This is a genomic window from Streptococcus parasanguinis, from assembly GCF_000963275.1.
Lineage (GTDB): Bacteria > Bacillota > Bacilli > Lactobacillales > Streptococcaceae > Streptococcus > Streptococcus parasanguinis_B.
The window spans coordinates 1,248,888-1,262,801 of record NZ_JYOW01000001.1; the positions used below are offsets into that span (position 1 = coordinate 1,248,888).

Annotated in this window: 11 protein-coding genes and 1 pseudogene; 2 read left to right on the forward strand and 10 right to left on the reverse strand. The window is 41.4% G+C overall.

Annotated elements, in window-relative coordinates; genetic code table 11:
- Window positions 1-136: 136 nt before the first annotated feature.
- From TZ97_RS06140 to TZ97_RS06155, 4 genes are all read right to left on the reverse strand, one after another.
- The gene (locus tag TZ97_RS06140; protein WP_045759750.1) at window positions 137-649 is read right to left on the reverse strand and encodes a YiiX/YebB-like N1pC/P60 family cysteine hydrolase; all 513 of its coding nucleotides are present in this window, start codon (window positions 647-649) and stop codon (window positions 137-139) included.
- 62 nt (window positions 650-711) lie between these two features.
- Window positions 712-1,647: a manganese-dependent inorganic pyrophosphatase gene (locus TZ97_RS06145; RefSeq protein WP_003005572.1), complete on the reverse strand. Its 936-nt coding sequence runs from the start codon at window positions 1,645-1,647 to the stop codon at window positions 712-714.
- 124 nt (window positions 1,648-1,771) lie between these two features.
- Window positions 1,772-2,566: a pyruvate formate-lyase-activating protein gene (gene pflA, locus TZ97_RS06150; protein ID WP_003005017.1), complete on the reverse strand. Its 795-nt coding sequence runs from the start codon at window positions 2,564-2,566 to the stop codon at window positions 1,772-1,774.
- 212 nt (window positions 2,567-2,778) lie between these two features.
- The gene (locus TZ97_RS06155) at window positions 2,779-5,085 is read right to left on the reverse strand and encodes an endonuclease/exonuclease/phosphatase family protein (RefSeq protein ID WP_045759751.1); all 2,307 of its coding nucleotides are present in this window, start codon (window positions 5,083-5,085) and stop codon (window positions 2,779-2,781) included.
- Window positions 5,086-5,192: 107 nt separating this feature from the next.
- Here TZ97_RS06155 and TZ97_RS10250 point away from each other — a divergent pair.
- Window positions 5,193-5,381: pseudogene (locus TZ97_RS10250) on the forward strand (UTRA domain-containing protein); the annotation flags it as partial.
- Window positions 5,382-5,567: 186 nt separating this feature from the next.
- On the opposite strand, the gene TZ97_RS06160 reads toward TZ97_RS10250, so the two are convergent.
- From TZ97_RS06160 to TZ97_RS06185, 6 genes are all read right to left on the reverse strand, one after another.
- The gene (locus TZ97_RS06160; RefSeq protein ID WP_045759752.1) at window positions 5,568-6,371 is read right to left on the reverse strand and encodes an ABC transporter ATP-binding protein; all 804 of its coding nucleotides are present in this window, start codon (window positions 6,369-6,371) and stop codon (window positions 5,568-5,570) included.
- Between the two features lie 9 nt (window positions 6,372-6,380).
- Window positions 6,381-7,274, reverse strand: a complete 894-nt coding sequence (locus tag TZ97_RS06165) for an ABC transporter permease (RefSeq protein ID WP_003005682.1) — start codon at window positions 7,272-7,274, stop codon at window positions 6,381-6,383.
- A gap of 10 nt (window positions 7,275-7,284) precedes the next feature.
- The gene (locus tag TZ97_RS06170) at window positions 7,285-8,262 is read right to left on the reverse strand and encodes an ABC transporter substrate-binding protein (RefSeq protein ID WP_045759753.1); all 978 of its coding nucleotides are present in this window, start codon (window positions 8,260-8,262) and stop codon (window positions 7,285-7,287) included.
- A gap of 407 nt (window positions 8,263-8,669) precedes the next feature.
- Window positions 8,670-10,019 (reverse strand): hemolysin family protein, encoded by a 1,350-nt coding sequence (locus TZ97_RS06175; protein WP_045759754.1) that lies wholly within the window; start codon window positions 10,017-10,019, stop codon window positions 8,670-8,672.
- A 116-nt stretch (window positions 10,020-10,135) separates the two neighbouring features.
- Window positions 10,136-11,617 carry a M protein trans-acting positive regulator PRD domain-containing protein gene (locus TZ97_RS06180; protein ID WP_045759755.1) on the reverse strand — a complete coding sequence of 494 codons (1,482 nt, stop codon included), beginning with the start codon at window positions 11,615-11,617 and terminating at the stop codon, window positions 10,136-10,138.
- A 136-nt stretch (window positions 11,618-11,753) separates the two neighbouring features.
- Entirely contained in the window at window positions 11,754-12,881 is a 1,128-nt protein-coding gene (locus TZ97_RS06185; protein WP_003008322.1) for an AI-2E family transporter, read from the reverse strand.
- A 74-nt stretch (window positions 12,882-12,955) separates the two neighbouring features.
- On the opposite strand from TZ97_RS06185, the gene TZ97_RS06190 reads away from it, so the two are divergent.
- A complete protein-coding gene (locus TZ97_RS06190) occupies window positions 12,956-13,747 on the forward strand; it encodes an ABC transporter ATP-binding protein (protein WP_024054785.1) in 792 nt (263 codons plus the stop codon).
- Window positions 13,748-13,914: the final 167 nt, after the last annotated feature.

The window sequence follows — 13,914 nt, forward strand, 5'->3', positions numbered from 1 at the left end:
ATTCGAACGTAAAATATGTTTTTAAAGTAAAAAATGATATATCGAGACTTTCCACTGTGAGGAAAGGATTAAAATATTATTTTTCTTTAGTTTGATGTAACTCTTATAAACTGTATCAAAGTTTCAGATTGTTGTTTTATGAATCCAAATCATCCAAATACCTTTCTTTAAACTGTAGCTGTGGTGATTGGGCTAACTGACTCGGGTTGGTTCCGGGCTGATCTAGAGGAACAGCTAGACCAAGCCCTCTGTAATAATCTTCCCAAAACGAACTAATCTCTTGTTCTCCTTCCCCAAACTTCATGGGAATGGTCTCAAAAATAGGAAGTAGTTCAGCGATGAACTGGGAACAATAGAAACCATCTCCATCAGGATAAAAGGACGCATTGTAGGGAGCCCCTATGTGGCTATCTGCTTTCTTTTTGACTTCTTTGAGATCGATTTTCGGGTAGCGATAAAGGTCATAGACTTTTCCAGCTTCAAAGAAGTCTTCAGGGGATTGGGCAAGAACGCCACCTTCTACCGTAGCATGATAAATGGAACCGTTCAAAAAGATGGCCACATGACTATAGTTACCAGTTGATGCCTGGATAGCCTGTCCCATATCTGACAGGTCCTTTACAAAAATCAAATCACCATTTTCTAACATATTTCTCTCCTAGCAAAAAAGGAGTCGAAACTCCTTTTAACGATGGGTTTTCCCACCTATCATTAAGCATTAAAGCTTTCTGTCAATTGTGGTACCACTTGTTTCTTACGTGAAACGGCACCTGGAAGGAAAGCGTGGTTGTTTTCAAGTTTGAAGTTGAAAGCTGCTTCTACCTTGTCCATGTTGGCACCAAGAGCCAAAATTTCTGAGTTTGAGTTGACGATGTCTGTAATCATCAAAACAAAGTCAGAGTAGCCGTTAGCTGCATTGGCAGCTTGGATAGCTGCTTCGATTTCAGCTTGGCGTTCCAAAACTTCCGCAATATCAACTGTGTTCACTTGAGCCACACGAACGTTGTTTCCGTTCAATTCAAAAGTCTTAGCATCGATATCGATCAATTCTTCTGCTGATTTGCTTGCCAAGTTAGTACCAGCCTTGAGCATGGCAAGACCGTATTCTTCTAAGTTGACACCAGCCAATTCAGCCAATTCAGGCGCAATCACTTTATCAGATGGGTGTGTTGTTGGAGATTTCAAAAGAAGAGTATCTGAAATCAAACCTGAAAGCATCAAACCTGCCAATTCTTTTGGCACTGCTACACCGTGTTCTTTGAACATGCGGTAAACGATAGAAGATGCTGATCCAACTGGTTCCAAACGCATGTAAAGTGGGCTAGCAGTTTCGAAGTTAGCCACACGGTGGTGATCCACTACACCATAAACTTCTACTTCAGCAATATCTGAAACAGATTGTTGGAATTCATTGTGGTCCGTCAAGATGACTTGTTCTGCACCTTCTGCTTTAGCTGATGTGATGACGCGTGGTGCTTCCACACCAAAATAGTCCAATACGAAAGCTGTTTCTTCATTTGGAGTTCCAAGAGCCACTGCTTCTGTATCCAAACCATAAGCTTCTTTTGCAAGATAAGCAAAAGCTACAGATGAGCCGATAGCATCTGAGTCAGGATTTTGGTGACCAAAAACGAGAATTTTTGACATGTTTCTACCTCTTTATTTCATTTATAGATTCACTCTATTTTAGCACGTTTTGCCATTTAAAGAAAGGGAATAGTTGTGCATTTCAATAGAAAAGACAGCTGGAGTGACCAACTGTCTATACTTTTTATCCTTTGACCCGTTTCAGGTAATCTTGGTAACTTTCTGTTTCCATCAAATCTTTTGCATTTTGGACACGTTCTTTTGTCGGTGGTTTCACACCCTCCAACTTGTACGGAATGCCCAATTCACGCCATTTGAATTCCCCCATAGTATGGTAAGGAAGGATCTCAAATTTATCGACATTTTTAAGGGTTTTAACAAATTTTCCAAGTTCGATCAAGTCATCATCTCGGTCTGTCAAACCTGGCACCAAAACGTGACGAATCCAGACTGGTTTTCCAATATCAGATAGGTACTTGGCACAAGCTAGAATCGTTTTATTGGTATGGCTGGTCACAATTTTGTGTCGTTCATCATTGATTTCCTTGATATCAAGAAGCACCAAGTCTGTCACTGCCATCAAGCGGTCAAATTTTTCCAAATAACGAGGCGTATTCCGGAAAGGAAGAGCACAGGTATCCAAGGTACAATGAATGCCCAACTCTTGAGCCTTGGTGAAGAGGGCAATCAAAAAGTCAATCTGCAAGAGGGCTTCTCCACCACTGACAGTGATTCCCCCTTTTTCGCCCCAAAATCCACGATAACGGAGGGCTTCTTCTAAGACATCATCCACCGTCCGCTCACGGGACTTGTTGGTTTCCATTGCCCAAGTATCTGGATTGTGGCAGTATTGACACCGCATTTGACAGCCTTGAAGGAAGACAATAAAGCGGATCCCAGGCCCGTCTACTGCACCAAAACTTTCTGTTGAGTGTACCATTCCTGTTACTTTTCCATAGTCAACTGTTTCATTTTCCATTGAGGAACCTCTTCTCTTGAAAACGTTTTATGATTTTATTATAACACGATTCCATCTATTTTAAAGAGTTTAAGCTTCTTTTTGAAAAGAAACTGTTCTTTTCAGTAGTTTTCATTGTCCTAGTACAGTTTCCAATATGGGACTATCTGTCCTGTATTTTAGGAGAAAAAAAGAGCCAGCGACTCCTTTTTTAGATCTTTCTTTTGAAAACGTTAGTAAGTCTTTTTCTTCTTATACCAGACAAGACTCATCGTAGCTATTGCCACTCCAAAAAGAGCTAGATAGCTTGTTTCTTGTCCAGTAGATGGGAGGATTTTCCGTTTTCCTGGTGTCTTCGTTTCTGTTGCTGCCTCTTCCTTGTCGTCTTGCTTCTCATCTTCGTTCTTGCCCTTCTCTTTGCTTTCAGATGGTGAACTCTTTTGTTCATTGGCTTGAGTCTGATGAGGGACTAGTTGGGACCCTGTATTCGATGAAGAAGGGCTGGTTTGATCCGTTGCTTGTCCTGTATTTCCTTGTTGATCATCCGTCGGCGTTCCTGGAGTTTGTGCTCCACTAAAGTCGATTTGGACCAAGACAGGATCATGGTCTGATGCACGACCGTGTTCCTTCATAAAGGAAGCATTGATATGGACTGGTTCAAACCTTGCTTTAGCTGCCATATTGTTTGAGATAAAAATGTTATCCAAAACTTGATTGCTTCCACGATAGAAATAGGAATAGCGATCGCCTGCATCATGTTGCGCCATTAAGTTGGTTAGTTCACTGCCCGCAAGGATCTGCGCCGTGGTTGAGAAATCGTAGTCATTAAAATCACCCGTCAAAACAAAGGTGGTCTTCGGATTTTGCTTCAAGCCTTCTTGGACGAATTGATGAATGATATTTGCTTGTGCTTCACGAGTTGGCAAGGTATGTTCCACTGCTGGTTGGCTTGCCCCATAAATAGCATCATCTCCGATTTTTGATTTCAAGTGATTGGCAATCACCACAACTGGTTGGCCTTTGAATTCAAACTCAACGGCTAAAGACTTGCGAGTATGGTCAAACGATGGATCATTAGGGGCAATCCGAGCTGGATTTTTAACCAGGTGTCCCTTGTCAAATTGCGCTGCTTCGTTGCTAGTCGCTGCCTCTTTTTTGGCTAAGGTCACGCGTTCCGGATTGTAGAGAATTCCCAAGCGAATATTGGAACCTGGCTTTCCACCGTCAGCGCCATCTAGTGGAGCAACCTCCGTATACTCATAGCTCTTGCCACCCAATTCCTTGATCCGACTAGCTAGTTTGCGTCCACTTTCAACACCACTGGTCGTCCCGTCATCCACACTACCATTATTGTCCTGCACTTCGATCAAAGTAATAATATCCGGATTGTGAATTTCATGGATAAAGGAATTGGCAATCAGCGTCACCTTATCCTCTGGGGTTTCATTTTTGGCATTGTTGGCCGAGAAATTTTCAATATTATAGGAAGCGATGGTCAGCTTGTCCTCACTTGGTTGGGTTTGAGCTGCTTGACGCTGCAAGCCACCATCTTGGACTGTCAACTGTTGAGTGGGCTCTACCTTATAAAAGCTATTCCGATAAGTCACCACTCCTGTCACATCTTCTGCAAAGTAATCTTTGGCTTTTGCGACAAACTGATTACCAACATAAATCGGGATCGTCGCTGTATTTTGCGCATGTGGCCGTAGATTCAGACCTCCAATATTGTTTAAAGGAAGTCCTGTGAAATCTTCTCCCAATACATAGATATCTCCTTTGTACTGGGGACCAAGGACATGCGGTTTCTTCACCACCGTGAGCATTCCTTCCAAGCTTTCCCAATAATCGAGAGCATCGGTTTCTGGAGCATAGGCAGTCGGATTAGTCTTCACCTCTGCTGGCATGCCCGCAGTGATATTCACAGCTTCTGGAAGAGGGGCTGTCCCGTCTTTTGTGATCCAAGCATCGATTAACATGGTCACCGTTAAACTATTCGTCGGTTCCTTAAAGGTCTTCCCTGCTCCCAAGGTGACCTCTTCCATATAGCCTTCCTTGACGGTACCAGTGATTTTAACCTTGTCACCGACCTTGACCTTGTATTTGGAAACTACATAAATCCCATCTGAAGTCCGACTATTGCCATCCGATTCAATATCTTGGGCATAAAAACCATAGCGGTCTGTTTTGGTCACCACTGCATTTTTGATGGCTACCTTTTGGCCTTCCAGTGGAGAGCGTTGCGATTCCCCTTGAATTTCCCCGATCTTAACCGTTTTCTCCTCAGTATCGTCTGAGGAACTGCTAGATGTCTCTTCTTTATCACTTGAAGCTCTCGTCGTAGCTTCTGTAGTTGTTGTAGCAGAAGTCGAATGATTTGTCGAGCTTTCCTCGCTGCTAGTGTTCGTCACAAGCGCTGGCTCTGAAGTCGAAGCCGTGTTCTCGTCTGCAACTACCGTGAGGGCACTGTTAAAGACCCCCAACTGACTAGCCAATAAGGTAGCTACTGCTAATAATCGAATCTTTTTTCCGTTATTTCTCATGCTTATCTCCATCCCTAAAAAGTTTTCCTCTTTTATTATAAGGGAATGGTTTTGCATTTTCAAGCGCTTTCAAAAATATTTTTCAAAAAAAAACACTTCGACCCAAAAAGAAAGAAATTTTGATTTCACCAATCGATAATCGCGATAAGATCTTACTGGATCTTGGAAAAGACCAACACGTGGTAACGGTCCGCTCCCAAGTTTACTTAGCAGACGGTCGGCAATTCCAGTTCACCGAAAGTCGACACATATTAGATAAGTTTCATTTTGTCGACTATGCAGAGCGGAGGAAATAAAAAGGAGGCTAGGACAAAAGTCCTAGCCTCTCAATTATCTTTGGATTGTCGAGCAAGACGCAGTGGTTGAGTGGGCTCTACTACGCTGATTTCATCAGCTTTTACAGCCCTACTCAACTGTGCGGAGGTGGGACGACGAAATCGAATTCTAACGAATGACCGATTTCTGTCCCACTCTCTTTTATTTTATCCTAATACCAATTCATCACTCACCAGGGTTTCGCCACTGTTTTGTTGGAAGAGGCGCATTAAATCTTCAACCGTTAGGTTTTTCTTTTCTTCTCCTTTGACGTCGACAACGACCTTGCCTTGGTAGAGCATGATCAAGCGGTTGCCGTATTCAATTGCATGGTTCATATCATGCGTAATCATCAAGGTTGTCAAATCATGGCTTTCCACGATCTTTTGTGTCAATTCCATGACCATTTCACTAGTCTTAGGATCGAGCGCTGCGGTATGTTCATCCAGAAGCAAGAGTTTGGGTTTGACCAAGGCTGCCATGACCAAGGTCAACGCTTGACGTTGCCCACCAGACAAATATTGGGTGTCGACTTTGAGGCGGTTCTCTAAACCAATATTCAGTTCCTTCAAGGCTTCACGGAATAATTCGCGATCTTTCTCCCGAACTCCCCAGCCCAAACCACGAGATTTCCCCCGACGTTGGGCAATGGCCATATTTTCTTCAATGGTCAACCGGGAAGCTGTCCCCATCTTGGGATCTTGGAAGACACGCGCAATATCTTTCGCACGCTTACGAACACTCGTATTTTTGATAGAGTTACCTTCTAGCAAGATATCCCCTTCATCTACAACCAGATTTCCTGCCAAGATGTTCATCAAGGTTGATTTCCCAGCTCCATTTCCACCGATGACCGAAATGAAGTCCCCTTCTTCTACTTGGAGATCCAAGCCTTTTAAGACATGGTTTTCATTAACCGTTCCTGCTTCAAATGTCTTATGAATGCCTTCAATTGATAATAATGTTGCCATACTTTTCTCCTACTTATTTCCTAACTTCAATCCGCGAACACGAAGACGTTTTTGCGCCTCAGGAGCGAACAAGACAATCGCGAGCAAGATCGCATTGAAGAGACGAACCATATTTTGATCGAGATTTGGGATCTCATAAATATTTAAGATAATCAAACGGTACACAATAGCTCCAACCCCGATGGAAAGCAAGCGCCAGCCAATGGTCAATTCGTGGATCAAAACTTCAGCGATAATCACAGCACTCAAGCCGACTACGATCGTCCCTGTACCAGAAGTCACATCTGAGAAACCATCATTTTGTGCAAACATGGCTCCACAAAGGGCAATCAAACCATTCGAAATCATGTAGCCCAACATCTTCATGTTATCTACATTGACCCCATTGGCCTCACTCATTGGAATGTTATCACCAGTCGAGCGCAAAACCAAGCCAAGTTGCGTCTTCATTAAGAGAGTTAACAAGATACAGACGATGATCAAGCAAGAAATACTAATCAAAAAGACAGCTTCTTCATTGGACAAGCCCAATTTCATGACACTTTTGAAAATGGTACTGGCATCGCCAATAGAGAGGTTGGGTACTCCCCCCATGATTTTAATATTGATAGAGTAGAGACCGGTCAAAGTGACAATCCCTGTCAAGAGGGCTGGAATTTTCATTTTTGTATGGAGAATCCCAGAAACCAATCCTGCGATCATTCCTGCTAGGAAGCCCAACAAGGTTGCAAGCCAAGGGTTTCTTCCGGCTTGAATTTGGGAAGCTACAACTGCTGCCCCAAGTGGAAAGGCTCCTTCTGCCGTCATGTCAGCAATATCTAAAATTCGAAATGTTAAGTAAACACCGATCGCCATGATCGACCACAATAAACCTTCTGATAAACTTGATAAAACGAAATTCATCTCAAACCTCCTATTTTTCTACCTTCAACGAGCTAATATCAATTCCAAGCTCTTTCGCCATCTCTTTATTGGTATGCAATTCTAATTTTTCAGGTGTTTCAACTGCAATTTTACTAGGTTTCTCACCCTTCATGATGCGAATGGCCATCCGAGCAGCTTGTCTTCCCAATTCCTCATAATCAGTACCAAAGTTATACAAGCCACCAGTAGCCACCATCTCAGCAGACCCACCAAAAACGGGCACCTTATGACTGAGAGACACTTGTTTTACAGTGTCCATTGTAGAAGAAATGATGTTATCCGTCGGAACAAAGACGATATCTGCTTCTGACATGATACTGTCTGCTGCAGCTTTCACATTGTTACTATCGAGGATGGTTTTTTCAACCACTTGATAGCCTTTAGCTTCAAGGATCTTTTTCGCATTGTCTTTTTGGACGACTGAGTTAGGCTCACTTTGCGTATAGAGGATCCCAACTGTTTTCGCCGTTGGAAGCACTTGCTTAATCATATCTACCTGTGTAGCGATCACATCTTCTGACTGGTCACTTGTCCCTGTGATATTGCCACCAGGCTCTTTCAAGTTTTTCACCAATTTCGCTGCCAATGGGTCGGTCACAGCCGAGAAGACAACCGGTGTTGTTTTCGTCGTATTGGCCAAACTTTGAGCCGAAGGTGTTGCAATCGCAAAGACGAGATCACTTTCTTCCGCCAATTGTTTGGAAATGTTTTTCAGATTTCGTTGCTCCCCTTGAGCATTTTGGAAATCAATCTGGATATTTTTCCCATCCACATAGCCCGCTTTCTTCAACTCTTCGATAAAGCCTTTTCGTGTTGCGTCGAGTGACTTATGGGTGATATACTGGGAAATCCCAATCCGAAAGACATTATCCTTTTTAGCATCCTTCAGATGGTGTAAGGTCACCAATGAGGTTAACAGAAGTCCTACAACCAGGGCAGGTGCTAGTAATTTCTTCACTACTTTCATTTTTTGACTCCTTTTCTGAAAATAAACAAAAAATCCGCTTAGATGATTCTCTAAACGGATGCTTGAAATTCTCCAACAAGTTACAAAACCTCGGTCCATTTAGATACTAGCTCTATGGACCATCATCAAAAATCTTAGCCACATAGATACAAACAAATTGCTTGGGTTGTTTGCATCCATGTGATCATGTCTACAAACACTATCTAAAGTAGCTAAAGTAAAATTTTTGAGTTGAAATGGCTTGTTGCTTCATGTTTATTTTCTGCTTTCTTTATTTATGGGTAATATCTTACCTTAATTTTTTTTAGCTGTCAAGACTATTTCAGAAATTTTTAAAATTTTTTGAAAATTCAACTAGCCCTGACAAGAAAAAAATAGAGGCTGGAACACGTCCAGGCCTCTATTTTCTAATCTTCTTTTGATTTGGTTTCTTCATCATCTTCGACGATTTCAGAAATTTCAACTTTTACCTTGGTCACACGACCATTTTTCACCTTGTCATTTGTCAGAATCAAGTGTTTCTTTTGACTATCGACTTCACAGCTGAGTCGCTCTTTCAAGGTCGGAATTCGCCCAACCTCTGTCAGGTAATACCCCGCAATGGTATCCACATCATCACTTTCCAACTCAACGCCAAAGTATTCATTAAAGTCGTTTAGTGACATAGCTCCTTGCACGACATAAGTATTATCCCCAATTTCAAAAACATCAATTTCAGCTTTGTCAGTCTCATCGTCAATTTCACCGACGATTTCTTCCAAGAGGTCTTCAAGAGTGACCAGTCCAGACATTCCACCATATTCATCAAGCAGAATGGCCATTTGATTTTGCGTATTGCGCAATTCCTTCAAAAGATCATCCACAAAAATGGTCTCTGGAACAAACAAAGGTTCTTGTAAAATCTTTCTTAAGACAATATTATCAAAGCCATTGATAAATCCTTCGTTCAAGAGACGTTTGGTATGGATGAGGCCGATGACATTGTCCTTGTCATCATCATAGACAGGAATCCGTGAAAAGTTTTGCTTAAGGATACTTTCAATAATTTCTTTGGTATCATCATTGATATCAACCATGAAGGCATCTGTCCGTGGGACCATGACTTCACGCGCTACCATTTCATCTAATGAAAAGATCCCTTGGAGCATCTCAATCTCGTCAGCATCCAGTGTTGCTTCACTATTGGTCAGCATATACTCGATTTCATCCCGCGTCATCTTTTCATCCGGATCATCGAATTCCATTGGCGTGATACGGCTCAAAAGGTTGGTCGACGCTGAAAGCAACCAAACAAAGGGGCTGACAATTTTTCCTAATAGAATCACAATCGGAGCTGTTCGAACAGCCAACTCATCTTTCAAGTTCATAGCGATTCGTTTTGGATAGAGTTCGCCAAACACGATCGAAATATAAGTCAAAAATGCTAGAGATAAAAAGCTTCCAGTTGCATGAGCTGTTTTGGTATTGCCCATCCATCCAGCAATGACATGTCCAAGGCTATCCGCAAGACTCGCCCCAGATAAGATGGTAATCAAGGTGATCCCCACCTGAATAGTGGATAAGAAATGGTTCGGTTGCTCCAATACGCTAAGAAGACGAATGTATTTTTTATCTCCTTCTTCAGCCTTTTGCTCTACACGAGAGCGATTCAACGATACCATTGACATTTCAGTCGCCGAGAAAAAGGCGTTCAATAATGTCAAAACAATCAATAAAATAACTTCCAGTAAAATTTCCTGACTGCCAGGGTCTTCCATGGATAATTTCCTCCAGTATATAATATTGTATATTATACCACAAAAATAGGAGAGCCTGCATTTTTCTATGTCATTTTCTTTTTTTACCATCAAAAAATCAGGAACAAGTCCTGATTTTAGTGTTCTGCACTGGTAAAATCATAAAAGAAGGCATTGAGTTTTTCAACCAGCTTAAGCGATGAGAGACTACTTGTACAAATAAATGGTTTTTTCTTTAATTCAGGCATCATAAAGTTGGCCACCACTACGTCGGCATCCGAAGCTTCAATATCATCCACTGTTAGATTGTACTTGATCATCTGCGTAAATTCAAAGTTATCCGTACAGTAGAAATCTAGAAAATCGATCATGGATTTAGCATGGTGATCGTCAAAACGACTGATAATCAAGACCTTAATAGACTTCCGACGGCGCAATAATTGTGGTAAGAGACGTTCCCAGTGAGTGTAGACCGTGTAGATCATGTGCTTGATAATTTCTTCATTCAGATTATGCTTCATGGTCTTCATATAAGTGATGATATGGTCTCTCAAATCATCATAGAAGGCTGGGAAGATGCTCATAAAATCTTCGTTGGTATTGGTCTTGGTATCAAATAAGAGGAACTCCGAGAACAATTCCTTCCGACCTAAGTGAGCCGTATTGTGAACGTGCATCAACATCTCATCAAGATTTTCAATGTCTAAATCATAGGTATAGCATAGATCCTTGAACATATCTCTGATGAGCGTCGTTGATTCTTTGGCATAAGGATCCGTTTCTGCAGCTTCGATCAAGCTTTCTGGACTGAAATAGAAATTCTCTTGAATGAAGATGATGAAGAACTGCTCCAGCACTTTTTCATTCAACTCGACACCCAACTGCAAGCTAAAGTAGCGTAACATCTCCTCGACATTGGTCACTCCTTGATACTGGTCCTTATACACATCATAGTTCGTTGGCATGTCAATAAAATAGCCCTGCTTAATCCGTGATAAGTAGACTGTCAAGAGAACTTTATAAGACCTGAGGACAGAGAAGGTCAATGGATAGCCATAGAGCTTGAAGAAGAAGGTGATCAAATCGGTCACAGCCTCTTCCTTAAATTCTGGGAAAGGCCACTCCATATAGTAATAACGTTCCGCAAAATACTGGGCATAGAAGAAACGAACATCCACTTCATCCCCGACAAGATTCAAGGGTTTCAAATCAATCTTTACATTGTATTTGGTTTGAAGCTTCTGATTAATCGTCCGAATCAAGCGGTAGAAAGATTGGTAACTCAGATCAAACTTTCTGCAAATATATTCATTGGAAACATCCTTGTTGAAAAAGAGATATTCAATCAAAGCAAAGGCTTGTGATTCTTTTAAAAAGTGATGATAGATCACTTCTAGCCCAACCGAATCCTCATAACTGATCTTGATCCCATTGGTAGAGGATTCAATTAAAAAGTCATCAAATGTACTACGAAGATTAGACAAATCTTCTTTTAACGAACGTTCTGTACAATCCAAACGCTTGGCCAACTCTTTTAAGTGGAACCATCTTTTTTCCTTAATCAAGATTTCCAATAATTGCAATTGGCGTCTCTGTTTTTTCGATAAGAGCAGTCTCATCTTTTCCTACCTTTTCATATTTTCTTTCAAAATCACTTATATTTTAACACATTTCATAGCACTTGTTGACTATTTTCCAGCATTTTTTCAAATAAATGTACAAAAAAGACTCCAAGGCCCATATAGGCGCTAGAGTCTATGATTTATTAATGATACCAAATTCTTCTTTTTTCTTCTGCTCCTTAGCAGCACGGTGGTTATCATAAAGATTTACCAAGAATTTTACAATTTCTTTTCCAATCGAATAGACTGGAATCGCAACGACCATCCCGATAATGCCGTAAATATTACTTGAGAGCAATAAGAGAACCATAATGGTAATCGGGTGAACCTTCATCACGCCTCCAACGATACGCGGATAAAGAATATTCCCATCGATCTGCTGGATAATCAACATGTAAATGACTGCTTTGATCATCATATCCATATCTGTGAAGGCATAGGTGATGATCATCGGAATCAACCCGATGGTTGGTCCTACATAGGGAATCAAGTTGGCCAATCCAGAAAAAATGGCAAAGACCAAAGCATACTTCAATCCAATAAAACTATAGCCAATGTAGGCTAGGGTTCCAATGATAAAGGCATCGATCGAAATCCCACTAATATAGCGAGAGACCGTTTCATTCAAACTAATCAAGAGGCTTGAAATGTGGAGTTTGTCATTGCGTAAAATGGTCCGCTCCAACATCGGCAATAACTTCTTCCCATCGACCAAGAAATAAACCAAGAAGACAGGGGTCATGATCAAGATAAAGACCGTATTAACAATGGTGTTAACCACACTTCCTAAACTGTTGGTCACACTATTCAAGAGATTTTGTAGGATATCCATATAAGAGAGATTCAACTGCTGAATCGTCGACTGGATATTCACATTCTGGAACAAAGGATTGGTCGAGAGTTTTCGAACCAAACTTTGAACTTCCCAGTAAAGTCCTTGAGTTGAATTGATCAAACTGGTTAACTGATTGATTAAGATGGGGAGCAGATAAAAGATCCCTAAGCCAATGATCCCAAACAACAGAACTAAGGTGATCAAAATACCAAACACACGCTTGATTTTTAAGTGTTTTTCCAACAATTCAACAATCGGATTGGTAATGTAATATAAAAAACCTGCAATTAAAAATGGTAAGAGGATGGTATTCAGAACAGATACAAATGGAGAAATTAAAGTCCCCATTGATTTCCAAATATAGAAAATCACCGTCAATAATAAGATCTCACATGTCCAGAATAACAATTTACTATTTCGAAACATTCCTTACCTCCTGTTTTCTATTCTACCATATTTTATGATAGAATAAAGGAGATTTTAATCAAAAGGATGAAGTTATGAATAATTTGATTGAACTACAAGACGTCAATTTGATCCGCAATGGAAAAGCCCTTTTAAAAGAGATTAACTGGCAAGTAAAAGAAAATGAATGCTGGGCCATTTTAGGCCTCAATGGGGCAGGAAAATCGACTCTCCTCAAACTTCTTATGTCTGAATACTGGGCTAGTTCTGGCCAGGTAACGGTCCTTGGAACCCGCTTTGGAGAAGGGGGCATTCCTGAGTTGCGGAAGCGTATTGGGATCGTTAGCTCCTTTATTTCAGAAAGACTACCAGAGCATCTTTTGACAGAACAAATTGTCCTAACTGGTCAATACAAGAGTAGTATCTTATATGCTGCATACGGGGAAGAAGAACTGAACTGGGCACGGGATATGCTAACTTCAATTGGGGCTAGCTCTTTGATCGGCCGCAAATACCGTGAGCTCTCCCAGGGAGAAAAGCAGACCGTTCTCATTGCACGAAGCCTCATGGACCAGCCAGATCTGATCATTTTTGACGAAGCTTCTAGTGGATTGGATCTCTTTGCCAGAGAAAAGCTCCTCCGTCAGATCCATCATATCAAACAACTGGATCACGCGCCTACCATGATCTACGTCACCCACCATGCCGAGGAAATTACAACAGACATGACCCATGTCCTCTTACTCAAACATGGCCAAGTGGTCGAGCAAGGACCAAAGGAAAAGATCCTAACTCCTCATGTCCTTAGCCAATTTTATGAAGCACCAGTATCCCTTATTGATCTTGGTGATGAGCGACTCTTTGTCAAACCAGAAATCGCACACTGAAAAGAAAATGAATAAAGCAAAAAGAGAGTGGGACAGAAATCGGTAATTCGTTAGAATTCGATTTCGTCGTCCCACCTCCGCACAGTTGAGTAGGGCTGTAAAAGCTGATGAAATCAGCGTAGTAGAGCCCACTCAACCACTGCGTCTTGCTCGACAATCCAAAAATA

Bases quoted from the DNA above. Each gene is read 5' to 3' on its own strand.
- TZ97_RS06160 (WP_045759752.1), bottom strand. From the start codon at position 6,371: ATGGCAACATTATTATCAATTGAAGGCATTCATAAGACATTTGAAGCA.
- TZ97_RS06175 (WP_045759754.1), bottom strand. From the start codon at position 10,019: ATGGAAGACCCTGGCAGTCAGGAAATTTTACTGGAAGTTATTTTATTG.
- TZ97_RS06140 (WP_045759750.1), bottom strand. From the start codon at position 649: ATGTTAGAAAATGGTGATTTGATTTTTGTAAAGGACCTGTCAGATATG.
- pflA (WP_003005017.1), bottom strand. From the start codon at position 2,566: ATGGAAAATGAAACAGTTGACTATGGAAAAGTAACAGGAATGGTACAC.
- TZ97_RS06180 (WP_045759755.1), bottom strand. From the start codon at position 11,617: ATGAGACTGCTCTTATCGAAAAAACAGAGACGCCAATTGCAATTATTG.
- TZ97_RS06170 (WP_045759753.1), bottom strand. From the start codon at position 8,262: ATGAAAGTAGTGAAGAAATTACTAGCACCTGCCCTGGTTGTAGGACTT.
- TZ97_RS06145 (WP_003005572.1), bottom strand. From the start codon at position 1,647: ATGTCAAAAATTCTCGTTTTTGGTCACCAAAATCCTGACTCAGATGCT.
- TZ97_RS06190 (WP_024054785.1), top strand. From the start codon at position 12,956: ATGAATAATTTGATTGAACTACAAGACGTCAATTTGATCCGCAATGGA.
- TZ97_RS06165 (WP_003005682.1), bottom strand. From the start codon at position 7,274: ATGAATTTCGTTTTATCAAGTTTATCAGAAGGTTTATTGTGGTCGATC.
- TZ97_RS06185 (WP_003008322.1), bottom strand. From the start codon at position 12,881: ATGTTTCGAAATAGTAAATTGTTATTCTGGACATGTGAGATCTTATTA.
- TZ97_RS06155 (WP_045759751.1), bottom strand. From the start codon at position 5,085: ATGAGAAATAACGGAAAAAAGATTCGATTATTAGCAGTAGCTACCTTA.